The sequence below is a fragment of the Allobosea sp. Root381 genome, from assembly GCF_001429395.1.
Taxonomy (GTDB): domain Bacteria; phylum Pseudomonadota; class Alphaproteobacteria; order Rhizobiales; family Beijerinckiaceae; genus Allobosea.
In genome coordinates this window covers 42,083-66,791 of the sequence record NZ_LMJT01000045.1, presented here as the reverse complement: position 1 = coordinate 66,791, position 24,709 = coordinate 42,083, and the positions used below count along the sequence as shown (strand labels likewise).

Sequence of the window (24,709 nt, the reverse complement as noted above, 5' to 3'; positions counted from 1 at the left end):
TCGCAGGCTGTCACGATGCTCAATCCCGAATGGCGCGAGCGCCACCGTTTAGGCGCCCAGCGCGAGGGCTCGCTTGCAAGCTTCCGGCTCTGGGCGCCTGCCCTCGACTCGGTCGATATCGAATGGGCCGACGGCTCGCGCGCGGCGATGGCGGCGATCGGCTCCGGCTGGTTCGAGCACCGCGCCGATCTGCCTTATGGCACGCGCTACCGCTACCGCCTGCCGGACGGCACCGCGGTGCCCGACCCCGCCTCTCGTAGGCAGGAGGAGGGGATCGAGGGCTGGAGCGTCCTGACCGATGCCGACGGCCATGTCTGGCGCTGCAGCGACTGGCGCGGCCGGCCATGGCGCGAGACCATCCTCTACGAGATTCATCCCGGGCTCGCGGGCGGCTTCGCCGGCGTCGAGCGCGAATTGCCGCGGCTGGCGGAACTCGGCATCACCGCGATCGAACTGATGCCCGTCGCGGATTTCCCCGGCACGCGGTCCTGGGGCTATGACGGCGTGCTGCAATTCGCGCCGGCAGAGGCCTATGGTTCGCCGGCGGCGCTGAAGCAGCTCGTCGACCGCGCGCATGAGCTGGGCCTGAGCGTCTTCCTCGACGTCGTCTTCAACCATTTCGGGCCGGATGGCTGCTATCTCCACGCCTATGCCCCGCAGTTCTTCCAGCAGGGCGCCGAGACGCCCTGGGGCGCGGGGATCGATTTCGACCGGCCGGAGGTGCGCGCCTTCTACATCGCCTGCGCCATCCAATGGCTCGACGAATACCGCTTCGACGGCCTGCGGCTCGACGCCGTCCACGCCATCCCCTCGACCGAATTCCTGATGGAGTTCAACCGGGAGGTCAGGAAGGCGCTGCCGGCCGACAGGCACGTGCATCTGGTCGTCGAGAACGAGGATAACGACGCCGGTCTCCTGCCCGCATACGAAGCGCAGTGGAACGACGATTTCCATCACGCGGTGCATGTCCTGCTCACCGGCGAAACCGCGACCTATTACGCCGGCTTCGCATCGGATCCGGCGCGCCATCTGGCGCGGATCCTCGCGGAAGGCTTCGCCTATCAGGGCGAGACCCCGCCCTCCCGGGATCTCCCGCGCGGCATGTCGAGCGGGCATCTCCCCCCTTCCTGCTTCGTCAACTGCCTGCAGAACCACGACCAGACCGGCAACCGCCTGTTCGGAGAGCGGCTCCTGGCCCTGGCCGATCCCGAGGCGGTCAAACTGGCTGCGGCCCTGCTCCTGCTCGCGCCGCAGATTCCGATGCTGTTCATGGGCGAGGAATTCGGCAGCCGCACGCCCTTCTTCTACTTCACCGATCACAAGGAGGAGTTGGCCCAGGCCATCCGAGAAGGGCGCAAGCGGGAATTCTCCCATCAGGACCCCGGCAGCGATCGGCAGCCGCTCGACCCCAATCTGCCTGAGACCTTCGCCGCCTCGCAGCCCTTGCCCGGCGACGACGCCGAGGCGTGGCTCTCGCTCTACCGCAGGCTCATCGCGCTGCGCTTCGAGCATGTCGTCCCACATCTCGACGACTGCCGCAGCAGCGGCGCCGAGGCGCTGGGCGCACGGACGATCCGTGCCGGCTGGCGCCTCGGCGAGCGCGACTGGGTGCTGCTCGTGAATTTCGGCGAGGAGGTGGTCACGACGGAGCTTCCGGCAGGCAAACCCGTCTTCGGCCTGGGCGAGGCCGCCGTCGAAGCCGATGGAATCCGGCTCGACGGCAGGTCCTTCCGCGCTTTCCTCTCCTAATCTCGGCCTTTTCGCCCGAGAAGCACATGGCAGCCGAGGCCGCCATCGGCGATGGACGCGGTTCCCGCTGCCATCGCCTTGCCCACCAGCGGCGACCATTCGCCGACGATCGACGGAAGCGCGACGTCGGTCTCTTCCCACCACGTCTCGCGCAGCGTCAGATCGGGCGCGACGCTCGCCGGACAACCGATGGGCACGATGACGGCAAGCGCTAGCTTCTCGTTCTCTCGCGTGAACGCAATGACCCGATCGGCGCGCGCGCCCTGCACAGGCAGGCGACCATAGTCGCCCGCGAAAAGCGCCGGATGATCGCGGCGTGCCAGCAGCAGCCGGTGCAGGATGGTCTGCTTGATCCGACCATCGTCCCAGGTTGCGAGGAGCTCGTCCTCATCTACAGGCTGCGACAGGGCCCGCTCACGGGCGCCGTAATCGACCGGCCGGCGGTTGTCGGGGTCGACCATGCTGAAATCCCAGAACTCGCTGCCCTGATAGGTGTCGGGCACGCCCGGCACCGTGCATTGCAGCACGAGTTGCGCGAGCCCGTTCAGCGCCGCGGCAGGCGCGATGCGGTCGAGATAAGCGCGCAGCGCGTCATGCAAGCGCGCGCTCCGAGCCGGGTCGAGCGCGGCTTGGAGGAAGTCCGACGCGATCGTCTCGTAAGCCTCGTTGGGGGCGACCCAGCCGGTCCGCAGCTTGGCCTCGCGCAGGGCCTTCTGCCACCAGCCCTGCAGGCGCTCGCCATAATCGCCGCCGATGCCTTCGACCGGCCAGGTGCCGAGCAACATCTGGTAGAGCTGGTACTCGTCGCCGCGATCCAGCCCCTCCGGCCTGATCGCGTCGTTGATCTCGAACCAGCCGGAGACCGCCTGCTGCCAGTCCGCGACGTCATGGCTCACGGTCGCGAGCCGCGCGCGGACATCGGCACCGCGCTTGTGGTCATGGGTGGCCAGCGCGAGCATCGCGCGCGGCTGCTGCTCCTGGCGCTCGGCCATCAGGTTATGGAAGTCCGCGACCGGCATGGCGAAGCGGGCGGCATCGAAGCCGACATCGTTGCGCGAAAGCAGCCGGCCGTAGCGGTAGAACGCCGTATCCTCGACGCTGCGCGCCGCCAGCGGCGAGGTCAGCTGGTTGAGGCGCCGGATCACGGTTTGCCGTAATTCGACCGGCAGCGCCTCCAGCGTGCCGCTCATCACGCCAGCGATGAACTCCAGCGCGATTAGTTCGGCCTGCGGCTGGGCGCGGGCGGCCTCCAGCGCCTCACCGAAGAAGGGGCCCGGATCCTCCGGCGCCGTCGTCCCGGTCAGATAGGTCCGGTAGCTGCGCATATGGCAGCACAGCGCCGCGGTGGCGCGCCGCATCGCCCCGCGCGGAATGTCCTCCTCGCGACCGGCGGCGGAGGCCAGCGCCATCAGCCGGTCGACGACGGCCTCGAACTGGCCTTCGAAGCCATGCTCCAGCACCTCCCGGCGCGCGCTCTGTTCCTCGTCGGCGAAGCTCGCCGGCCGCCCGCTGATCTCGGACCAGAAGCCGCCGAGCCGGTTATCGGCATCCTCGCCATGCAGCACGGCGCTGACCTGGTCCATGAAGTCGTAGCCCGTCGTGCCGTCGACGCCCCAGGCTGCGGGCAGCGCCTCGCCCGGCGCCAATATCTTCTCCACGATCAGCCAGGCCGGCTCGGGTGTCGCCCAGTCCGGCCGACGCGATGCCAACGCGTCGAGCCTCGCGCGCAGCATCGCGCAATAGCCCGCCGGATCGGCCAGCCCGTCGACATGGTCGATCCTCAAGCCGTCGATCAGCCCCTCCTCGTAGAATCCGAGGGCCAGCCGGTGTGCCGCCTCGAAGGCATCGGGGTTCTCCATGCGCATGCCGGCGAGCTGCGTGATCTCGAAGAAGCGCCGCCAGTTGAGCCGGTCAGAGGCGTTGCGCCAGTAGTCGAGCTGGTAGTGCTGCCGGGACAGAAGCTCGCGCAGGGCCTCGGGCTCGCGAAAGCTCTCGATGCCGCCCGCCCGGACGGCCACGTCGTCCTCCGTCCGGATCGGATAGAGATGCTCGCCATAGCGCAGCGCGAAGCCGGCCCGCTGCGGATCCTCGACGAGCTCCAGCTGGCCGCCGTCGAGGACCTCCTGCAAGGGCGCGCCGAGGAACGGCACATGGACACGCCCGCCGAGCACCGGGTCGCTGTCGTCGAAGTCGATGTCGAACCAGTCGGCATAGCGGCTGTCGCGCCCACGCTTTAGCAGGTCGAGCCACATCGCATTGTCGTCGCCGCCGACCGCGACATGGTTGGGAACGATGTCGAGGATGATGCCCAGACCTTCGGACCGCAGCGCCTCCGCCATGACGCGAAAGCCCGCGATGCCGCCGAGCTCGGGATTGATCTCGTCATAGCTGATGACGTCGTAGCCGTGCTGCGAGCCGGCGCGCGCGGTCAGGATCGGCGAGGCATAGACATGGCTGACCCCCAGCCGGCGCAGATACCCGGCCAGCGCGGCCCCAGCAGCAAACGGGAAATTCTTGTGAAACTGCAGCCGGTAGGTCGAAAGCACGGCGTCGGGGCGATTCATCCAGGCTCCTCTGCGGCCAGCGAAGCGTGGCCTTCCCCTAACGCGGCAACGACGCATCGGTTCTCGTTTCTGGCGATGGACGAGGACCCAAAAATAGGCTGAACTGGGCGGAACCAGGGGGTGGGGCTCCGGTTGTAGTCATGGAGGTGAGCCATGCAAGTCGCACCGATTCGTTCCCCGCTCGACATGGAACGCGCGCAGTCCCGGCTCAAGGCGCTGGGCGGATGCAAGCCAGGCTCCATCGAAGAGATGGAAAGCGCGGCGTTGCGCAATGCCATCGAACATTACAGCTGCATCACGTCGCCGAGCGGCCAGGAGAAGCGCCCGATCGAAGGCACGCCGAGTTCGCACGCCTGATCCCGCGCACCTCGGTCGCGACGCCCGGCCGGCATGAGCCGGCTTGTCGGGTCCTGCTCGGCCAAAGCCGCTTCGTCCGGTACTGATGATCGCCCGGGAACCGGGCGACAGGCAGAACGTTGCAGGCTTCGCGGAGCGGCGTGTCACCGCTTTCAATCGAAAAGAAGGCGGAAGCGGATGACCGATGCAAGCGGCGGTTCGATCGATGTCAGGCCGGGCCATCACCTCGACCTCGGCGCGACCTGCGACGAGGATGGCACCAACTTCGCGCTGTTCTCGGCCCATGCCGAGCGGGTCGAGTTGTGTCTCTTCAACGACAGCGGCGAGACTGAAACCGCGCGCATAACGCTGCCGGAATATACCGACGGCATCTTCCACGGCTATCTGCCCGGCATTGGCCCGGGGCAGCGCTACGGATATCGCGTTCATGGCCGGTTCGCCCCGGAGGAGGGCCACCGCTTCAATCCCAACAAGCTCCTGCTCGACCCTTATGCCCGCGAATACGCCGGCAGGCTCGCCTGGAACGAGGCGCATTACGGCTACGAGATCGGCGCGGAAGAGGATCGCGACCTGACGTTCAGCGAGCTCGACAGCGCACCCTTCACGCCGAAATGCGTGGTGGTGGATTGGAATGCCGACCCGCTGCGCCCGCCATCGCCGGCAGTGCCCTGGGATCGGACGATCTTCTACGAGACCCATGTCCGCGGCTTCACCCAGCTGCATCCGGCGGTTCCCGAGGACAAGCGCGGCCGCTTCGACGGCCTCGCCGAGCCGGCCGTGATCGACTACATCAAGAGCCTGGGCGTCACCTCCGTCGAACTCCTGCCGATCCACGCCTTCCTCGATGACCACCACCTCGCCGAGAAGGGGCTGTCGAACTACTGGGGCTACAACAGCATCGGCTTCTTCGCGCCGACGACGCGCTATCTCGGCAAGGCGCGGCTGTCGTCCTTCCGCGACATGGTCCGCAAGTTCCACGATGCCGGTCTCGAGGTCGTGCTCGACGTGGTCTACAACCACACCGCCGAGGGCAACGAGCTCGGCCCGACGCTCTCCTTCAAGGGCATCGACAATTTCTCGTACTACCGGACGATGCCGGACGAGCCGCGCTACTACATCAACGACACCGGCACCGGGAACACCGTCAACACCTCGCATCCGCGCGTGCTGCAGATGGTGATGGACTCGCTGCGCTACTGGGTCGAGGTCATGGAGGTCGACGGCTTCCGCTTCGATCTCGGCACCATCCTCGGCCGCGAGCCGCATGGCTTCGACCCGCGCGGCGGCTTCTTCGACGCGATGGGCCAGGACCCCGTGCTGCGCAAGGTCAAGCTGGTCGGCGAGCCCTGGGATATCGGGCCCGGCGGCTATCAGGTCGGCGGTTTTCCGGCAGGCTGGGCCGAGTGGAACGACAAGTACCGCGACACGGTGCGGGCCTATTGGAAGGGCGAGGAAGGCATCGTCCGCGATCTCGCCGCCCGGGTGACCGGCTCCGGCGACGTTTACGACCAGAACGGCCGCCGCCCCTGGTCAGGCGTCAACTTCATCACCGCCCATGACGGCTTCACGCTGAACGACGTCGTCTCTTACAATGACAAGCACAACGAGGCGAATGGCGAGGACAACCAGGACGGCCACGGCCACAACCTGTCCTTCAACTACGGGGTCGAGGGGCCGACGGACGACGAGGGCATCATCGCGGTACGCGAGCGCCAGAAGCGCAACATGCTGGCGACGCTGTTTCTCTCGCACGGCACGCCGATGCTGCTCGCCGGCGACGAGCACGGCCATTCCAACCGCGGCAACAACAACGTCTACTGCCAGGACAACGACATCGCCTGGATGCGCTGGGAGGAGATCTCGAAGCGCGACGAGGCGCTGGTCGCCTTCGTGCGCCGGCTGGCGGCGCTGCGGGCCGAGCACCCGATCTTCCGGCGGGCCTCCTTCCGCCATGGCTGCATCCTGCGCTGGGTCAACCCGGCCGGCGGCGACCAGCAGGAGGAGCATTGGGACGATGCCGGCCTGCTCGCGATCGGGCTCCTCATGCACATGCCCGATGTCGAGGAAGGCGGCGACGAGGCGCTGATCCTGTTCAACTCCTTCGACGGCGAGGTCGATTTCAAGATCCCGCCGCGGGTCAAGAAGGGATCGTGGTCGGTGGTGCTGGACACCGAGATCGGCCCGAACTCGGACGAAGGCCGCAAGGGCGTGAAGGCCGAGCAGCAGATCACGCTCGCGCCGCGTTCGCTGATCGTTTTGATGTAGTGGGCGAGCGCCTCAGGGCGCGCCGGTCGCGTCCTGAGGCTGCGAAGCCGCGCTACGGTCCTTTTGCCGCGCCTTGTTCGCCCGGGCGGTGAAATCGTCGCGGATTTGCGAGAGATCGCCCTCGTCGAGCTCCTCCAGATCCAGCAGTTCCTCGCGTGCGCCTTCCAAGCGCACGATCAGCTCGTCCAGCTTGATCTGCATCGCCGCGGTGTCGCGATTCTGGCTGTTCTGGATGATGAACACCATCAGGAAGGTGATGATCGTCGTCGAGGTGTTGATGACGAGCTGCCAGGTGTCGTTGAAGCCGAAGATCGGCCCGGATACCGCCCAGACCACGATGAGGGAAACCGCGGCGAAGAAGGTCACCGGCTTGCCGGTCCACCGCGAAACCGATTGCGCAAGGCGCGTGAACAGCGATGCCCGGTTGCCGCGGTGGATGATGTGTTCGTGGGAGCGGTTCATCGCGCACCTGTGTCGGGCCGCTAGGCTGGTCTTCCTGAACCGGGTGTCCAGGCGAAAGTTCCGCTGCAATCGCAGTGGGCTAGCGGCAGGCGGGAAGGAGAGCGCCGACCGTGCCGACATAGAGGATGCCGAGGCCTGCGAGTGCGCTGAGGCTCATTTCGACCCGGAGCAGGAAGCCCTCATGGTCCGAACTCGCTGCGGGCTTCAGGCGCATCGCGGCGGAGCTGCGCAGCAGCACCATGGCAAGTGCGATCGCGGTCGCGGTGATGACGAAGATGCTATGGCCGGGCCCGTCCAGCAGGCGGCAGAAGACGGATTCGGCCGCATAGACCAAAAGGAAATGCGCGGCCCAGACCAGCGGCCCGAACAGCATCCTTAACAGCCGCGCGACGGGCTCCGGCTTCGTCATGACGGCAGCCCCTCGGCCACCAGCCGCGGAAAGCCATGCGTCAGCGCCAGACCGAACAGCATCTGCGCGAGCGCATAGGCCCAGAGCAGTGCGAGATTGTCGAAGACCGCCCGACGCGCCGCCGTGAGCCTGCCGGCGAGGCTGCGCGCCGCGGCAAAAAGCCCGACTGCCACGACCGCGCTGACGATCTGGACCTGCAGCACGCCATGGCCGTAGACCAGCGCGCCATAGCCATTGGCCTGCGGCCGGACGCCCGCCTGCCACTGCGCCCACAGGTCAAGCCCGACGGCCGCCGCGGCGAGAAGCGCGCCGAGCGCAAGCAGCGCGGCCAAGCCGATCCGCGGCAGGCGCTCGCGGCGCAGCAGGCGCGCGGCGGCGAAGAGGGCGGCTCCGCTCGCCAGCAGCGCGGCGACGGGCAGCATGGTGGAAGCCAGCGGCGGCAGGGCGGCGCCGCCGGGCCACTGGGTTGGCGAGACGACCCATAGGTAGAGATAGCTGAAGATGAAGGAGAGATAGAGCGCTCCCGCGACCATGGCGAGGATCGCGACCGCCCACCAGCCATGCGAGTTCGGCCCCGAGGCATAGGTCGGCAGGCGCAGGCCCCCGCCGATGTCGACTTCGCCGGCGGAGGGTGGGTCGCAATCCCACATCCAGACGACCATCGCCACGATCGCCGCGACCGCGCAGAGCGCGGCCGGGACGACGAGCTTGACCGTGAGCAGCAGGAAGAAGCCGGCCGTGCCGGCCGCTGCCACGACATGGGCCCAGCCCGGGCCGCTGAGGCGCATCACATATTCGGGCTCGCCCTCGATCGGCGACGTGACGATGGTCTCGCGCGTGCCGGTCGCCGTGCCGGGCAGGTAATGCGCGCCGGCATCGACCTCGCGCGCCAGGCCGGGCTGCTCCCAGAGCGGCTCGCGGCTGTCGATGCGCGGCACGCTGCGGAGCCCGTAGGTGTGGTTGGGCAGCCATTCGAGCGAACCCGCACCCCAGATGTCGCCGGCCGGCTTGCTGCCTGACGGCCGGAAATGCCTGACGATGTTGAAGACGAAGACGAGGATGCCCGCGGCGAGGATGAAGCTGCCGAGGGTCGAGACCATGTTGAGCCAATCCCAGCCGCGCTCGGCCGGATAGGTGTAGACCCGGCGCGGCATGCCGAGCAGGCCCGTCAGGTGCATCGGCAGGAAGGCGATGTTGAAGCCGGCAAAGATCAGCCCGAAGGCCCAGCGGCCCAGCCGCTCGCTCAGCGGGCGCCGGCTGAAGGCGGGCGCCCAATAGGTGATGGCCGCAAGCAGCGGGAAGACCATACCGCCGAACAGCACGTAATGCAGATGGGCGATGACGAAGTAGCTGTCATGGGCCTGTCGGTCGAAGGGCACCAGCGCGACCATGACGCCAGTGAGCCCGCCCAGCGTGAAGATCAGCAGGAAACCGATGACGAAGAGCGCTGGCACCGTCGCGCGCAGGCGCCCGGTGGCGATGGTGGCGATCCAGGCGAAGACCTGGATGCCGCTGGGGATCGCAACGGCCATGCTGGCGGCCGAGAAGAAGCCGAGCGAGCGGGTCGGGATCCCGGTCGTGAACATGTGATGGACCCACAGCCCGAAGGAGAAGAACCCGACCGCGATCAGCGCCACCACGATCAGCCGGTAGCCGACCAGCGGCACGCCGGTCATGGCAGGGACGATCATCGAGACCATGCCGGCCGCCGGCAGGAAGATGATGTAGACCTCCGGGTGCCCGAAGAACCAGAACAGATGCTGCCAGAGCAGCGGATCGCCGCCGCGCGCGGCGATGAAGAACGGCCAGTCGAAGGCGCGTTCGAGCTCGAGCAGGATCGTCGCCAGGATCACCGCCGGGAAGGCGAAGACGATCATGAACGCGAAGATCAGCATCGACCAGGCGAAGATCGGCATGCGGGCCAGCGTCATGCCGGGTGCGCGCGTGCGCAGCACGCCGACGATGATCTCGATCGCGCCCGCGATCGCCGAAATCTCGATGAAGCCGATGCCGAGCAGCCACCAGTCGGCCCCCACGCCCGGCGAGAATTGCGCCCCGGTCAACGGTGGATACATGAACCAGCCGCCCGAGGGCGCCGTGCCGAAGAACAGCGTGCAGAAAAAGACCGTGCCGCCGATCAGATAGGCCCAGAAGGCGAAGGCGCCGAGCCGGGGGAAGGGCAGGTCGCGCGCGCCCAGCATCTGCGGCAGCAGCAGCACGCCGGCCGCCTCGACGGCGGGCACGGCGAACAGGAACATCATCACCGTGCCATGCATGGTGAAGATCTGGTTGTAGGTCTCCTGCGGCAGGAAATCATTGCCCGGCACGGCCAGCTGAAGCCGGATCAGCAGCCCGAGGATGCCGGCGAAGATGAAGAACAGGAAGGCGGTCGCGATGTAGAACTGGCCGACGACGGTGTTGTTGACCGCGGACAGTATCCGCCAGCCCCGCGGCAGCTTCCACGCAGCCTCCAGCTTATCGAGTTCGCCTTCCGGCCGTGGCAGCGTCGCGGCGGCCGCATCGAGGGTGGCCCGCTCCCTGATCGGCGTCATTTCAGCCCTGTCAGATAGGTCGCGATGGCGGCGCGTTCCGCATCGTCGAGATTGCGGAAGGACGGCATCAGGTTGCCGGGCTTCGGGCCCTGCGTGTCCGCGATGAAGCGCGCCACCTCCGCCGGGCCGTTGCGCAGGGCGCCGGCCGCGAGCAGGCGCCGCTCGCCGAAGCGCGACAGGTCCGGCCCGATCGTACCCGTCGCCGCCGTGCCGTCGATGGCGTGGCAGCTGCCGCAGCCGGCGGCCATGAAGGCCTCCTGACCGCGCCGCTGCTCCTCCGTCGCCGGGGCTTCGCGAGGCTGCGCGCGGCCGGCCAGCCAGGTGTCGAACTCGGCCGGCGGCATGGCGACGACCTCGAACGACATCAGCGCATGCGGCCCGCCGCAATATTCCGCGCATTGCCCTGCATAGATGCCAGGGCGCTCGGCGCGCAGGCGCTGCCGGTTTGTCCGGCCCGGGATCATGTCGGTCTTGCCGCCGAGGCTCGGCACCCAGAAGGAATGGATCACATCGGCGCTGGAGAGGCGGATCTCGACCTCGCGCCCCACCGGGATGCGGATCTGGTTGGCGTCCGCGACGGCCCGGCCGTCCGGTGCGTGATAGGCCACGCGCCACCACCATTGCTCGCCGACGAGATCGATGCGGAGTTCCGGCTGCTGCTCGCCGGCGCCGGCGTCCCGCATCTGCCAGACGCCGTAGCCGAGCAGCAGCGTCAGCGTCACCACCGGGAAGACGAGGCCGCCGAGCCGGATCGCGCGCTCCTGGGCCAGGGCCGCTCGCGCCCGCTCCGGACCGCGCCAGGCGAGAAGCAGCGCTCCGACGACCAGCGCGAAGATCGCAGCCGCCCCGGCGAACAGGATCCAGCTCAGCAGCGCGACCCGGCTGGCCTCGTCGCCATGCGGCGACAGGGCCGACTGGCTGCCCTCGCAGGCGGTGAGCGGCAAGGCGAGCAGGAGAGGCAGGAGCCGCCTCATCGCCGTGCCTCCGACTGCAGCGAACGGCTCGCGAAATAGGCCGAGGCAGCCACGATGTCCGCCTCGCTCAGGTGCCGCGCGACCGGCGCCATGATCGCCCCCGTCGCGCTGTGCTGGTTGAGGCCGCGCTGCCGGAGCCGCAGCTGCCCTTCGAGATAGCGCGCCGGCTGGCCGGCGAGGCGCGGGTAGTCCGGGCGGGCCGCTGCGGAGTGGCAGCTCAGGCAGGCGGGGATGTCCCGCCCGGCATCGCCCTCCTGCGCCAGCCGCTCGCCGCGTGCGATGGTCTCGGCATCGGCGGTGACCGGTCGAGCGGGCAACGGCGGCAGCTTCGCATAATAGCCGGCGAGGCGCCTGATCTCGTCCTCCGACAGGCTGTTGGCGGCGAACTGCATGATGCCGCTCTGGCGCTGGCCCGAAGCGTAGTCGCGAAGCGCCGTCTCCAGCATCGCCGCCGGCTGGCCATGAAGCCGGGGCACCAGCTCGCTGACCGGCGGGTTCCCGGCGCCGTGGCAACGGGCGCAGGCACCGGCGGCGTCGGCAGGCGTCTCGCCCACCGCGATCTCGGCGCCGCTGCCGGGTGGGATCTCGACCTCGCCGCGGGCGAGCTTCTCATAACCCAGCCGGTCGAGGCCGGGGAAGCGGCGCAGGAAGGCGACCACCGCCCAGATCTCGTCGTCGCGCTCCAGTTCGGGCCAGCCCGGCATGCCGGTGTATTTGATCCCGTGCTTGACGATCCAGAACAGCTCGCCGTCGCGCCATTTGCCTTCGAGGTCGGCGAGATCGGGCGGCGTCGGCAGCATGCCGCGCACGACTGCGCTGATCGGCCGGCCCGGCGCGCCGTGGCAATAGGCGCAGCCCGCTTCGAAATGCGCAGCGCCGAGCGAGATCAGCGAGGGGTCTGTGAGATCGGGCACCGGGCCAGTGGGCGCGCGCGCGCGGACGGACTGCACCATGCCGAAGCGCAGCATATGCTCGACCACGGCGAAATGGCCCCGGCTGGCGGCGATGTTGTAGGCACCCGTCCAGGCGAAGAGAAAACCGCCGCCGGCGATCGCCAGTACGGCAAGCGCCAGCCCGCCGGCCGAGCGCCGCCGGCTGGCGAGCAGCCAGCGGGCACCGTGCCGCGCGCGCTCAAGCAGGGCCATGGCTCTGCAGATTCGACCGGACCGGCCCGGCTGCGTCCTCGAGCCCGAGCAGCATCCGCGCCGCTTGCCAGACGCCCGCCGTCAGATAGCTCAGCGGGCAGGCGGTGATCATCAGCAGCCCCGCCAGTTGCTGGTCGTCCAGGCTGGACGGCCCGGTGGTGCAGAAGGCGAGCACCACGCCGGGCAGGCCGTAGAGATCCCGCGTCGCGAAGATCAGCAGCACGCCGAGCAGGCAGGCGAGCTTGCCGGTGAGGAGCAGCGCAGCGAGCCCGCCCCAGCTACCGCGGCGGGCGGATTCGATCACGCAGGCCCAGAACAGGGTTCCGGCAGCGGCGAGGATCAGGAGCGACGTTGCATGCGGCAGCTCAGCGCCGGTGGTCCCGTGCTGCACCGCCGGCGCGTGCCAGGCCCAGAGCAGCGCCATTTGCAGCGCCGCGCCGCTCCAGAGCAGCCAGGGCCGCCGCAAGGCGAGCCGTGTCGAGGTGGGCAGGCTCGCGGCGAGCACCGGCCCCACGACGTTCATCGCGGCGAGATGGAAGAGCATCTGGAGCGTCAGGGGCCCGATCGTGGTCGATGCTGCCACGATCGCTATGGTCGCGAGAACGAGCGCTGCCGCCGCCAGTGGTCCCTGCGCAAGGGCGCCTGGCCTGTCCTCAAAGCGGGCGGCTCTGTGCGGCAAATGGCTGATCCCCCTCGCCGTCAACGACGCTGCGCGGCAGGGGTTCCGCGCAACTGTCCGCAGCCCGCCGAAGGCCGGGCGGAACATCGCCTTCGCCGGGCCGTTGCTCGCGAGGTTGGTCGGGAATCGGGGGAGGTGCATGGCACCGCGCGCGATCTGGAAAGGCGTCCTGAGGATTGCCGAGGTGAGTTGTCCCGTGGCGCTCTACACCGCGGCATCGACGGCCGAGCGCATCTCCTTCCACACCCTCAATCGCAAGACCGGGCATCGTGTCCACCGCCAGTTCGTCGACGAGGTGACGGGAAAGCCGGTCGAGAAGGAGGACCAGGTCAAGGGCTATGACCGCGGCGACGGCGACTACATCATCCTCGAGCAGGAGGAGGTCACTGACGCTATCCCTGAAAGCGACAAGGTTCTCGACGTCGCGACCTTCCTGCCCTGCGACGAGATCGACGACGTCTTCTTCGACAAGCCCTATTACGTCGCGCCGGCGACGCCCGTGGCGAGGGAGGCCTTCACGCTGGTCCGCGACGCCATGGCCGAGCGGCAGACCGCGGCGCTGGCGCGCACGGTGATCTTCCGCCGCATGCGCTCGCTGCTGATCCGGGCGCATGGCGAGGGGCTGATCGCGACGACGCTGAATTTCGACTACGAGGTGCGCTCCGCCACCGACGCCTTCGACGATATCCCGAAGATGAAGGTCGAAGGGGAGATGCTGGAGCTCGCCGAGCACATCATCAAGACCAAGGCCGGCAAGTTCGATCCCAAGGCCTTCGATGATCGCTACGAGGCAGCCGTGGCGGAACTGGTCAAGGCGAAGCTCGAGGGGCGCAAGCTCAAGCAGGCGAAACGTCCAGAGCCTACCAAGGTGGTCAGCCTGCTCGAAGCCTTGCGCGAAAGCGCGAAGGCGAGGGGGAAGGCCTCCGCCAAGCGGGCGGCCAAGGCCGGCGGGGCGAAGGCTCCGGCAAAGGCGCAGCAGCGTCGCAAGGCGAGCTGATCAAGTCAGAGCGCGCCGCTCACTTGCGCCGCGGCTCGAGGCTCTTGCGTAGCGCGTCCATGATGCTGACGACATTGTCGCCGCTCGCCGGGGGCGCCGCTTTCTTCCGCGGCTTTCGGCCTTTCCGCTTCGCCTCGATCAGTGCGAGCAACTGATCCTGAACCGGGTCCTGGGCGAGGTCGGGCGACCATTCCTTCGTGCGCTTGGCGATCAGCTTCTCCATCAGCGTGCGCATGTCGGCCTCGGGCTCTGCCTTGCCGATCCCGGCGAAATAGTCCTTCTCGTCGCGGACCTCGTCGCCATAGCGCAGCGTCCAGAGCACGATGCCGTTGTCGCGGGGCTCCAGGAGCACGGCCCGCTCGCGCCGGTAGAGCACGACGCGGGAAATCCCGACCGTCTTCGTCGATTTCATCGCTTCGCGGATTACCGAGAAGGCCTCCTCGCCGATCTTGCCATCCGGCACGAGGTAATGCGGCGCGTCATACCAGATCCAGCCGACCGAGTTCCGCGGCGCGAACAGCTCGATGTCAATCGTGCGGGTGCTCTCCAGCGCCACGGCGTCGAGTTCGTCATCCTCCAGCATGACATAGTCGTCATCGCCCTTCGGATAGCCCTTGACCTCGTCGTCATCGGCCACCCGCTTGCCGGTGACCGCATCGACGAAGCGGCTCTGGATGCGGTTTCCCGTCTTGCGGTTCAGCGTGTGGAAGCGGACCTTCTCGCTGTCGGAGCGCGCCGGCATCATCGCGACCGGACAGGTCACGAGCGAGAGCTTGAGATAGCCTTTCCAGAAGGTCCTTGGCGCCATGCCGACATCGCCTCCGATCGGCTTCGTCAACGCCGCGGGTGCGGCATCCGTTCCGCGCCTTCTGCTATTCGGCGCGACCGAGCTTGCGCACCGCATCCGCCAGAGGCCGCTCCGCCTCGCAATAGCCCTCCCAGGCCTTGCTCTTGCGCAGCAGGGACGGGACCGTTCGCAACGTGTAGCGAGCGGGATCTAGCCCCGCCTTCACCTGCGTCCAGACCAGCGGCATCGAGACATGCGCGCCGGGCCTCGCCCGCGCGGAGAGCGGCGCGACGGCGGTCGAGAGGCGATCATTGCGCAGATAATCCAGGAAGATGCGGTTGTTGCGCAGGCGCTTCGCCATGTTGACCACATAGCGCTCGGGCTCCTCAGTGGCCATCGCCGTGCAGACCCGGCGCGCGAAATCCTTGGCCGTCGCCCAGTCCAGGCTGCCGCGTCGCGGCTTGGCGAGCGGGGTGACGACATGCAGTCCCTTGCCGCCCGTCGTCTTGCAGAAGCTGACGAGCCCCAGCGCATCGAGGCGCTGCTTCATGGCTCCGGCCGCTTCGACGACGGCGTCGAACGACACGCCCGGCCCGGGGTCGAGATCGAAAACGAGCCTTCCGGGGATTTCGGGGTCCCCCGGCTGGCAGTTCCAGGGGTGCAGCTCGATTCCGCCGATCTGGGCCGCGGCAATCAGCGCCTCGAGGCGATCGATCTGCAGATAGGGCTTCTTGTCGCCCGGGATCTTGACCAGCTCGAACAGGTTCGAGGTGCCCATGCCGGCATGGCGCTGGAAGAAGGTCTCGCCGTCGATGCCGTCCGGCGCTCGCAGCAGCGAGCAGGGGCGGCCCTTGATATGCGGCAGCATCCAGTCGCCTACCGTTTCGAAATAATATGCGAGGTCGAGCTTCGAGACCGGGTTGCCGTCCTCGGCACCCGGCCAGAGCGGTTTGCCGGGATTGGAAAGCGCTACGCCCATGACGTCGACCCGCCCGCCGCGGCGTGACTTCGGCGCCACCGGCGCCGGCTGCGGCGTCTTCGCCTCGTCGGGCGCCGCTGGCAACTTGGTCTCGACCTCCGCAGCCGGCTTGTCCTCGCGCAAACCCTTGAACGCCGCCTGCCGGACCATGCCGTCGCCGGTCCAGCCCGCGAACTCGATCTCGGCGACCAGATCGGGCTTCACCCAGGTCACGCCGGGTTCGCGGCGCGGTGCACCGGCGCCGGTGAAGGGAGAGGCCTTGGCCGCATGCTCTTTCAGCAGCGGCAGCAGGCGGGCGACCTTCGCCGCCCCGTAACCGGTGCCGACGCGGCCGATATAGACGAAATGCGGCCCGCGATGGACGCCGACCAGCAGGGAGCGGAACCTGCTGGCGGTGGTCGCCCAGCCGCCGATGACGACCTCGTGCCCGGCCCGGCACTTGGCCTTGGTCCAGCTCTCGCTCCTGCCGGAGACATAAGCTGCGTCGGCCCGCTTCGAGACGATCCCTTCGAGCGAGAGGCGGCAGGCGGATTTCAGCACGGCATCGCCGCCGCTCTCGAAATGCTCGACATAGCGCAGGCTCGCCCCGTCCGCTTCCTTGCGCAGAAGCGCGTCCAGGCGCTTCTTGCGATCGAGAAGCGGCAGCGGGCGCAGATCTGAGCCGTCGAGTACGAGGAGATCGAAGGCGAAGAAAACCAGGTTCTCGGTCTGCCGCTCCGACAGCGCCGCCTGGAGCGCGGCGAAATCGGGCGTGCCGTGCTCGTCGAGCGCGACGATCTCGCCGTCGACGATGCAGTCCGGGAGGGGCCGAAACGCCTTGGCAAGAGCGCCGAACTTCGCCGTCCAGTCGAGCCCCTTGCGCGTCTTCAGGGTCACTCTGCCGCGTTCGATGCGGGCCTGGACGCGATAGCCGTCGAACTTGATCTCGTGCACCCATCCGTCGCCCGATGGCGGCCGTTCGACGCTCTGGCAGAGCTGCGGCGGGATGAAATCGGGGAGATCGCTCCCGGCGGCCGGGCGTGCTTTCGATGCGCTGCCATTTGCTTTTCGTGTCGTGCGGGGCGCCGGCGCTGCGCGCCGCTCCTCTGCCGCCAGGCCTGAGCTGCTGTCCCAGATTGCGGCGGCGTCGACCGCTTCTTCGGCCAGCAGGAACGGCTTCGGCGCGCGGCCCTTGCCTGCCGCGATCGCCGCCATGGTGCGGCCCGAGGCGACGGAAGCGTCGTTTTGGAGCAGCGCGTCGCCGTCGCCCTCGACGGCGTGCTCGTCGCGGTGCTTGATGAGGAGCCAGTTGGTGCGTTTGCCGCCGTCGCGATCGTTCTTCATCCGGACGAGCACGAAGCTGCCATGCAGCCGCTCGCCCTCGATCACGAATTTCAGCTCGCCCTTCTGGAGCTGTCGTTGCGGGCTGAGCTTGCCCTCCGGCTTCCAATAGCCGCGGTCGAACAGCTGCACCGTCCCGCCGCCATACTGGCCTTTGGGGATGGTGCCTTCGAAGTCGCCATAGGCGAGAGGATGATCCTCGACTTCAACGGCGAGACGCTTGTCCTGTGGATCGAGCGACGGGCCCCTGGTCACCGCCCAGGATTTGAAGACGCCGTCGAGTTCAAGGCGCAGGTCGTAATGCAGCCGCGTGGCGTCATGCCTCTGGACGACGAAGCGCAAGCGCTCGGAGGACGCCACGACGGCCTCGTCGCTGGGCTCCTTCGTCTTCCTGAAGTCGCGCTTCGCGCGATAGACCTGCAGATTGCCCGCCACGGATCGTCCTCCCCGCGGGAACCAAACGCGGTCGCGGTTTTCGGTGTTCCGTGAAGCCGTCAAGGGGTGCGGCAGGGAACATCGAAAGGGAGCACGCGCTGGAACCGGCGCGGCGGATGGCAGTTGGTGATGAGTGCCCGGCCCGGTGCGCGCGACTTTTCCTTAGCAGGATGAATCTCTCGGCCATGACGCGCCCGAAGGCTTTCACGGAACGGGAAGACGACAGCTTGACCGAATTCGAACCGCTTCTGCAGATGCTCTCTCATCGCGATGTGCTGAGCGACTACGAACGCGAACTGGTAGCGGGCTTGAAACGGCGCATCGTCCGCATTCCCAAGGGCGGCGAACTGGTGGCGACGCATAGTCGCCCGAGCGAAAGCTGCCTCGTTCTCCAGGGCTTCACGGCGCGAGAAGTCTACCTGAAGAGTGGCGAGCGACAGATCACTGCTATCCATGTGCCGGGCGACTTCGTCGATCTGCATGCCCTGACGCTCAAGACGATGGACCACAGCGTCGTCGCCTTGAGCGACTGCGAGGCTGCCTTCGTTCCGCATGGCGAGCTTCTGCGTGTCATCGAAAAGTCGCAGCATCTCGGACGGCTGTTCTGGCTCTCGACCGTGATCGACGCGGCAATCCAGCGAGCCTGGATTGCCGGCATCGGGCGGCGCTCCTCCGTGGAGCATCTCGGCCATCTCGTCTGCGAGCTCTTCTGCCGGCTCGAGGCCGTCGGATTGACGGACGGCCAGAGCTTCAAGTTCCCCATCACCCAACCGGAGCTCGCCGACATCCTCGGGCTTTCCTTGGTTCACGTGAATAGGACGCTGCAGGATCTGCGTCGGCGCGGGCTGATCGTCTGGAAGGGCGGGACCCTGACCGTGCCCGATCTGAAGCAGCTGGCTGCGATGGCTGATTTCGACCCGACCTACCTCAACCTGGTGGTCGAACCACGCTGAAAGAAATCTTGGTGAGGATTGGGGATCTGACGGAAATGCCGCGCTATTTCATCGACACTTCCGACGGTGACCGCTCGATACTGGATGAGGAGGGCATCGATCTCGCCGATGACGCAGCTGCGCGGTTGAGCGCGCTGGACGCCTTGCCGGACATGGCGCGCGACGTCATCCCGGATGGAGACGAACGCCGACTTTCGGTCAGCGTCCGCAACGCAGAAGGCGAGGTCATCTATCACGCGACGCTCACGCTCGCCGGGCATTGGGAGCGCGATGACCGCGCGCGAGCCGCCATGCCGGATGGCAGCGTATAGAGCGTTGGCGGCCGCGCAGGCTTTCAGATTGCCTCGACCAGCAATTGCCTGGCTGCGGCGACCGTGAGTTCCACCGGGTTGCCGCCCGTGGACGGATCGGCGACCGCCGCTTCCGCCAGTTCGTCGAGCCGGTCGGTTCCGACGCCGAGCGCGGCGAGCTTGTCGGGAATGCCGAGATCGGTGCGCAGCTTCAGCACGAAGTCGTAGAAGCCGTCGAAGCCGCCGGAAATGCCGAGATAGGCGGCGGCTGCAGCGATCTTGTCTTCGATCGCCGGGCGATTGAAGCGCAGCACCGGCGGCATCACCACCGCGTTCGTCGTGCCGTGATGGGTGTGGTAGACCGCCCCGACCGGGTGCGACAGCGAATGGATCGCGCCCAGCCCCTTCTGGAAGGCGACCGCGCCCATCGCCGCCGCCGCCATCATCTGCGTCCGTGCCTCGATGTCGGAACCGTCGGCATAGGCGCGCGGCAGATAGGTCTTCACCAGCCGCATGCCTTCGAGCGCGATGCCCTGGCTCATCGGGTGGAAGAAGGGCGAGGAATAGGCTTCCAGGCAATGCGCGAAAGCGTCCATGCCGGTGCCGGCCGTGATCGCCTTCGGCATGCCGACGGTGAGTTCGGGGTCGCAGATCGTCACGCCCGGCAGGAATTTCGGGTGGAAGATGATCTTCTTGGTCTGCGTCTGCGAATTGGTGATCACCGAGGCGCGCCCGACCTCGGAGCCGGTGCCGGCCGTGGTCGGGACCGCGACGATCGGCGCGATGCCCTCGACCGAGGCCCGCGTCCACCAGTCGCCGACATCCTCGAAATCCCAGACCGGCCGGGTCTGGCCGGCCATGAAGGCCACGCATTTGCCGAGATCGAGACCCGAGCCGCCGCCGAAGGCGACGACGCCGTCATGGGCGCCATCCTTGAAGGCCCTGACGCCGTCCTCCAGGTTCCTCTCGTTCGGGTTCGGATCGACCTCGGCGAAGATCGCCCGCCCGAGCCCGCCGGCCTCCAGGATGTCCAGCGCATTCTTGGTGATCGGCAGGCTCGCGAGCCCGCGATCGGTGACGAGCAGAGGCCGCTTCATGCCGAGCGCCTTGCAATGCTCCGCCAGTTCCGTGATCCGCCCGGCGCCGAGCTTGACGGCGGTCGGATAGCTCCAGTTCGCGGTGATCGGCATCAGCCTGCTCTCTTGAGATGGTAGGATTTCGGACGGGTGAGGTTGTGGAAGCCGATCACCGAGAGCGAGCCGCCGCGGCCGGTTTCCTTGACCCCGGTCCAGCACAGCGCCGGGTCGAGATAGTCGGCGCGGTTCATGAAGACGGTGCCGGTTTCGAGCTCCTGCCCGAGACGGGCGGCGCGTTCGCTGTCGCGGGTCCAGAGCGAGACGGTCAGCCCGTAGCGGGAATCGTTCATCAGCTGCACCGCCTCGGCATCGTCGCGGACCTTCATGATCCCGACCGCCGGACCGAAAGTCTCCTCCCGCATGATCGTCATGGAATGGTCGACGTCGACCAGAATCTGCGGCGCAAGATAGGCCCCGCCATCGTCCTGCGGGAAAAGTTGCGGATCGACCAGCGTCCGCGCCCCCTTCGCCACGGCCTCGGCGATCTGCTCGCGCACGGTCGCGGCGAAACGCCTGTGAGCCATCGGCCCGAGCGTGGTCTGCGGGTCGAGCGGGTCGCCGAGGCGGTAGTTCGAGACCCAGGCGACGGATTTCTCGACGAAGGCCTCGTAGAGGCTGTCATGCACATAGATGCGCTCGATGCCGCAGCAGCATTGTCCGGAATTGAAGGTCGCCCCGTCCATCAGCGTATCGACGGCGGCGTCGAGATCGGCATCGGCCATGACATAGCCGGGGTCCTTGCCGCCGAGTTCCAGGCCGATGCCGGTGAAGGTGCCGGCGGCGGCCCGCTCGATCGCGCGGCCGCCCTCGACCGAGCCGGTGAAGTTGATGAAGTCGAACTGCCGGTCGCCGATCAGGCTGGCCGTCGTGTCGTGATCGAGGAAGAGGTTCGCGAACACATCCTCCGGAACGCCAGCCTCATGGAAGGCCCGTGCCAGCCGCTCGCCGGCGAGCAATGTCTGGCTGGCATGCTTCAGGATGACGGTATTGCCCGCGATCAGCGCCGGCGCGACCGCATTGATCGCGGTCATGTAGGGGTAGTTCCAGGGCGCGATCACCAGGACGACGCCATGCGGCTCGCGGGCGATGAAGCGCTTGAAGGCGGCGCTGTCCTCGATGACGAGCGGCGCCAGCGCGTCGCTTGCGATCGAGGCCATGTAGTTCGAGCGCTCGTTGAAGCCCTTGAACTCGCCGCCATATTTTACCGGCCGCCCCATCTGCCCGGCGAGCTCGGTGACGACCTCGTCGCCCATCTCGTTGAGGCGGGCGACACCCTTGAGGACGAGGGCGATGCGTTCGTCGAGCGGGCGACGGGCCCAGGCTTTCTGCGCCTTTCGGGCACGGGCGGCCGCCGCCTTGGCATCCTCGAGGCTCAGGGCCGGCCGTTCGGCATAGAGCGCGCCGTTCACCGGCGACACGCACTGGATCATCTTCATCGTCTATTTCCGTCTGGCTATGCTGCTGTGAAGGAGGCTCGGGCCGGTTCAGGCGCGCTCAAAACCGCGTTTCACCTCCCAGTCGGTGACCCGGCGATCATATTCCTCCTGCTCCCATTCGGCGGCGCGGACATAGTGGTCGACCACCTCGTCGCCGAAGGCGTTGCGCAGCATCCGCGAGCCGCCGAGCGCAGCGGTCGCCTCGCGCAGCGTCTTGGGGATCTCGCGGATGTCCCGGCCGCCATAGGCGTCACCGACGAAGGGGGCTTCCAGTTCGAGCTTGTTTTCGATGCCGGCGATGCCGGCGGCGAGCAGCGCGGCCATGGCGAGATAGGGGTTCAGGTCCGAGCCGCCGACCCGGCATTCGATGCGAATGCCCTTGGTGCCCTCGCCGCAGAGCCGGTAGCCTGCGGTGCGGTTGTCGCTGCTCCAGATCGCCTTGGTCGGCGCGAAGGTGCCGGCGACGAAGCGCTTGTAGGAGTTGATATAGGGCGCGAGGAAACAGGTGGTCTCGGAGGCATGGGCGAGCAGGCCCGCGACATAATTCCGCATCAGCGCCGACATCCCGTATTCCGCATCCTTGTCAAGGAAGAGCGGCGTCTTGCCGTCGGCGCTCCAGAGCGACTGGTGGATATGGGCGGAGGAGCCGGCGGCGCCGTAGTTCCACTTGGCGAGGAAGGTGATGGCCTTGCCGCGCGACCAGGCGATCTCCTTGCAGGCGTTCTTGATGATGGAATGCCGGTCGGCCATCGTCAGCGCCTCGGCATAGCGCACATTGATCTCCTCCTGGCCGGCCGAAGCCTCGCCCTTGGAGTTCTCGACCGGAATGCCCGCGCCGTGCAGGCCGTTGCGGATCGCCCGCATCACATCCTCTTCCTTGGTGGTCTGGAAGATGTGGTAGTCCTCGTTATAGGCGCTGGCCGTCCTGAGGTTGCGATAATCGCCCTCGCGGGCCTCGTCATAGCTCTGGTCGAACAGGAAGAATTCGAGCTCCGAGGCCATGAAGGCCTTGAGCCCCATGGCGTCCAGCCGCTTCACCTGCTTCTTCAGGATGGCCCGCGGCGAGTGCGGGACTTCCTCATGCCCGTGATGGTCGAGGATGTCGCAGAGGACGAGCGCGGTCCCCTCGAGCCAGGGAACCCGGCAGAGCGTCGAGAGGTCAGGCTTCATCGTGTAGTCGCCATAGCCCGCCGCCCAGCTCGTCGCGGCGTAGCCGGGCACGGTCTCCATCTCGATGTCGGTGGCTAGCAGGTAATTGCAGCTATGGGTCTCGGCATGTCCGCCGTCGAGGAAGAAGGCGACATGGAAGCGCTTGCCCATCAGGCGTCCCTGCATGTCAACGAGGCAGACGAGCACCGTATCGATCCGGCCTGCCGCAGCATCCGTCCTCAAATCGTCGAGCGTGTAGGGCTGGGTCATGCTGGACATCCGTTTCCGAGGCGGGGGCATCAGACAGGCAAACTCAACACGCAGGATCGCTTGCCCGGCTTGGCTTGGCGCCGGGCCGAGCAAGGATCAGGCCAGGGTCCGGACCTGAATCTCGACCTGAAAGTTGTCGGCCGCCAGCCGCGATTCGACAATGGCACGGGGCCGGCCGGGCGGGTTTCATGTCGACAGCAACAGTTCGGCGGCGCGCTGGCCGACCATCATGGCCGGTGCGTTGATGTTCCCTGACGGGATCGTCGGAAAGATCGAGGCATCGGCGATGCGAAGGCCTTCGATCCCGTGCACCCGCAGCCGGGCATCGACGACCGCGTCGCGCGGATCCGGCCCCATCCGCGCGGTGCCGCAGGGGTGGAAGACCGAATAGGCGTTTCGGCGAATGGCCTCGATATGCGCTTTCTCGTTGATGGCCGCCGGCCCCGGGCGGATCTCGTCCTCGATCAGGGAGGCGAAGGTCGGGGTCGCCGCCAGATGGCGCAGGAAGCGCGCGCCGGCGAGAAGGTCGCGCAAATCGTCCGGATCGGCGAGATAATTCGGCGCGATTTCCGGTGTGGCAAGCGGATCGGGCGAGCGGATCGCGACATGGCCCCGGCTGCGCGGCCGGCAGGGTGAGACGCTCAGGCTGAAGCCGGGGAAGCGATCGGGCTTCATCAGGGCGCGCACGCCCGGCACCGCGCGCTCATAGCTCAGCGGCGAGAAGTAGAGCTGCATGTCCGGGCGATCGAGCTCCGGCCTCGTGCGGAAGAAGCCGCCGCCCTGGTTGACGCTGAGGGACAGCGGCCCGCGCCGCAGCAGCAGGTAGTTGGCCGCCATGCCGATCCGGCCGGGCCAGGACAGCAGCGCGTCGTTCAGGCTCGGCAGCCGCGAGCGGTAGACATGGTCGTAGCAGAGATGGTCCTGCAGATGGCGCCCGACCGCCGGCAGGTCATGCACCGGTGCGATGGCGTGCCGCGCCAGCAAGGCGGCCGGGCCGATGCCGGAGAGCTGCAGAAGCTGCGGTGTGTTGAAGGCGCCGCCTGCGAGCACGATCTCGCCCTTCGCACGATAGCGCACGGCCTCACCGCCGCGCCGGGCCTCGATGCCGATCGCGCGTCGCCCCTCGAACAGGATGCGCGTGACCAGCATGTCGGTTTCGAGCTTGAGGCGGCCCTGCCGCCTTGCCGGATGCAGGAAGGCCCGCGCCGCCGATTCCCGCCGGCCGCCGCGCGTGGTGATCTGGTAGAAGCCGGCGCCTTCGCAGCTTTCGCCGTTCAGGTCCGGGTTGAACACGAGACCGGCCTCGGCGGCGGCTTTGACGAAAAGCGCGGTGAGCGGATGGGCCTGCGCTGCGATGTCCTCGACATGGAGCGGGCCGCCGGCGCCATGCCAGGCGGAGGCGCCGAGCGCGTGGTCTTCCATGCGCCGGTAAGCCGCCAGCACCTCGGCCCAGCCCCAGCCGGGATTGCCGAGCCGCTCCCATTCCGCATAGTCCTCGGCCTGTCCGCGGGCATAGACCATGGCGTTGATCGCGCTCGAACCGCCGACGACCTTGCCGCGCGGCTGGTAGATTTCCCGCCCGTCCAGCCCGGGCTGGGCCGTCGTGCGGTACATCCAGTTCAGCCGCGGGTGATAGAAGGTCTTGCCGTAACCGATCGGCAGGTGGACCCAGGGGCTGAGATCGCGCGGCCCGGCCTCGATCACCAGGGTCGAGCCCTTGCCGGCCTCCGCCAGGCGTCCGGCCAGCACGCAGCCGGCCGAGCCTGCGCCGATGATGATCACGTCCCATTCCGTCAAGATG

Annotated in this window: 19 protein-coding genes; 6 read left to right on the top strand and 13 right to left on the bottom strand. The window is 67.7% G+C overall.

The genetic code is table 11. The features are described 5' to 3' along the window. The first annotated feature begins 15 nt into the window (after positions 1-15). A complete protein-coding gene (gene treZ, locus ASE63_RS25935; protein ID WP_082610310.1) occupies positions 16-1,749 on the top strand; it encodes a malto-oligosyltrehalose trehalohydrolase in 1,734 nt (577 codons plus the stop codon). On the opposite strand, the gene treY is transcribed toward treZ, so the two are convergent. Further along, positions 1,746-4,313, bottom strand: a complete 2,568-nt coding sequence (gene treY / locus ASE63_RS25930; RefSeq protein WP_056808512.1) for a malto-oligosyltrehalose synthase — start codon at positions 4,311-4,313, stop codon at positions 1,746-1,748. The genes treZ and treY overlap by 4 nt on opposite strands. A 153-nt stretch (positions 4,314-4,466) precedes the next feature. On the opposite strand from treY, the gene ASE63_RS27655 reads away from it, so the two are divergent. Together ASE63_RS27655 and glgX are read left to right on the top strand one after the other, a co-directional pair. Then, complete coding sequence (locus tag ASE63_RS27655; protein WP_156410622.1) at positions 4,467-4,670, top strand: hypothetical protein; 204 nt, start codon at positions 4,467-4,469, stop codon at positions 4,668-4,670. Between the two features lie 177 nt (positions 4,671-4,847). Then, complete coding sequence (gene glgX, locus ASE63_RS25925; RefSeq protein WP_056808509.1) at positions 4,848-6,935, top strand: glycogen debranching protein GlgX; 2,088 nt, start codon at positions 4,848-4,850, stop codon at positions 6,933-6,935. 12 nt (positions 6,936-6,947) lie between these two features. Here glgX and ASE63_RS25920 read toward each other — a convergent pair whose 3' ends face one another. From ASE63_RS25920 to ASE63_RS25895, 6 genes are all read right to left on the bottom strand, one after another. Beyond that, positions 6,948-7,397 (bottom strand): low affinity iron permease family protein, encoded by a 450-nt coding sequence (locus ASE63_RS25920; protein ID WP_056808507.1) that lies wholly within the window; start codon positions 7,395-7,397, stop codon positions 6,948-6,950. 79 nt (positions 7,398-7,476) lie between these two features. Beyond that, a complete protein-coding gene (locus tag ASE63_RS25915) occupies positions 7,477-7,806 on the bottom strand; it encodes a hypothetical protein (protein ID WP_056808506.1) in 330 nt (109 codons plus the stop codon). After that, the gene (locus tag ASE63_RS25910) at positions 7,803-10,358 is read right to left on the bottom strand and encodes a cbb3-type cytochrome c oxidase subunit I (protein ID WP_056808504.1); all 2,556 of its coding nucleotides are present in this window, start codon (positions 10,356-10,358) and stop codon (positions 7,803-7,805) included. The genes ASE63_RS25915 and ASE63_RS25910 overlap by 4 nt, the downstream gene beginning before the upstream one ends. Continuing rightward, a complete protein-coding gene (coxB, locus tag ASE63_RS25905; RefSeq protein WP_056808502.1) occupies positions 10,355-11,332 on the bottom strand; it encodes a cytochrome c oxidase subunit II in 978 nt (325 codons plus the stop codon). Before coxB ends, ASE63_RS25910 begins: the two co-directional genes overlap by 4 nt. Further along, the gene (locus ASE63_RS25900; protein ID WP_056808500.1) at positions 11,329-12,477 is read right to left on the bottom strand and encodes a c-type cytochrome; all 1,149 of its coding nucleotides are present in this window, start codon (positions 12,475-12,477) and stop codon (positions 11,329-11,331) included. The genes coxB and ASE63_RS25900 overlap by 4 nt, the downstream gene beginning before the upstream one ends. Further along, entirely contained in the window at positions 12,464-13,243 is a 780-nt protein-coding gene (locus ASE63_RS25895) for a cytochrome c oxidase assembly protein (RefSeq protein ID WP_280137468.1), read from the bottom strand. The genes ASE63_RS25900 and ASE63_RS25895 overlap by 14 nt, the downstream gene beginning before the upstream one ends. 52 nt (positions 13,244-13,295) lie before the next feature. On the opposite strand from ASE63_RS25895, the gene ASE63_RS25890 reads away from it, so the two are divergent. Continuing rightward, positions 13,296-14,153 carry a Ku protein gene (locus ASE63_RS25890; RefSeq protein WP_056808495.1) on the top strand — a complete coding sequence of 286 codons (858 nt, stop codon included), beginning with the start codon at positions 13,296-13,298 and terminating at the stop codon, positions 14,151-14,153. Positions 14,154-14,172: 19 nt separating this feature from the next. On the opposite strand, the gene ASE63_RS25885 is transcribed toward ASE63_RS25890, so the two are convergent. After that, on the bottom strand, positions 14,173-14,961 hold the full coding sequence (locus ASE63_RS25885; RefSeq protein ID WP_056808660.1) for a Ku protein: 789 nt from the start codon (positions 14,959-14,961) through the stop codon (positions 14,173-14,175). Positions 14,962-15,025: 64 nt separating this feature from the next. Then, entirely contained in the window at positions 15,026-17,674 is a 2,649-nt protein-coding gene (ligD, locus tag ASE63_RS25880) for a DNA ligase D (RefSeq protein ID WP_056808493.1), read from the bottom strand. Positions 17,675-17,901: 227 nt separating this feature from the next. Between ligD and ASE63_RS25875 the strand changes: the two genes are divergently transcribed. Further along, positions 17,902-18,627 (top strand): Crp/Fnr family transcriptional regulator, encoded by a 726-nt coding sequence (locus ASE63_RS25875; protein ID WP_244491614.1) that lies wholly within the window; start codon positions 17,902-17,904, stop codon positions 18,625-18,627. Between the two features lie 35 nt (positions 18,628-18,662). Then, entirely contained in the window at positions 18,663-18,938 is a 276-nt protein-coding gene (locus ASE63_RS25870) for a hypothetical protein (RefSeq protein ID WP_056808490.1), read from the top strand. Positions 18,939-18,961: 23 nt separating this feature from the next. Here the strand turns inward: ASE63_RS25870 and ASE63_RS25865 are convergent, their stop codons facing one another. From ASE63_RS25865 to ASE63_RS25850, 4 genes are all read right to left on the bottom strand, one after another. Then, a complete protein-coding gene (locus ASE63_RS25865) occupies positions 18,962-20,107 on the bottom strand; it encodes an iron-containing alcohol dehydrogenase (RefSeq protein WP_056808488.1) in 1,146 nt (381 codons plus the stop codon). Further along, the gene (locus tag ASE63_RS25860) at positions 20,107-21,489 is read right to left on the bottom strand and encodes an aldehyde dehydrogenase family protein (RefSeq protein WP_056808485.1); all 1,383 of its coding nucleotides are present in this window, start codon (positions 21,487-21,489) and stop codon (positions 20,107-20,109) included. Before ASE63_RS25860 ends, ASE63_RS25865 begins: the two co-directional genes overlap by 1 nt. A gap of 48 nt (positions 21,490-21,537) precedes the next feature. Beyond that, positions 21,538-22,908 carry a glutamine synthetase family protein gene (locus ASE63_RS25855; protein WP_056808656.1) on the bottom strand — a complete coding sequence of 457 codons (1,371 nt, stop codon included), beginning with the start codon at positions 22,906-22,908 and terminating at the stop codon, positions 21,538-21,540. Positions 22,909-23,094: 186 nt separating this feature from the next. Beyond that, entirely contained in the window at positions 23,095-24,705 is a 1,611-nt protein-coding gene (locus ASE63_RS25850; RefSeq protein WP_056808483.1) for a GMC family oxidoreductase N-terminal domain-containing protein, read from the bottom strand. Between the last annotated feature and the right edge of the window lie 4 nt (positions 24,706-24,709).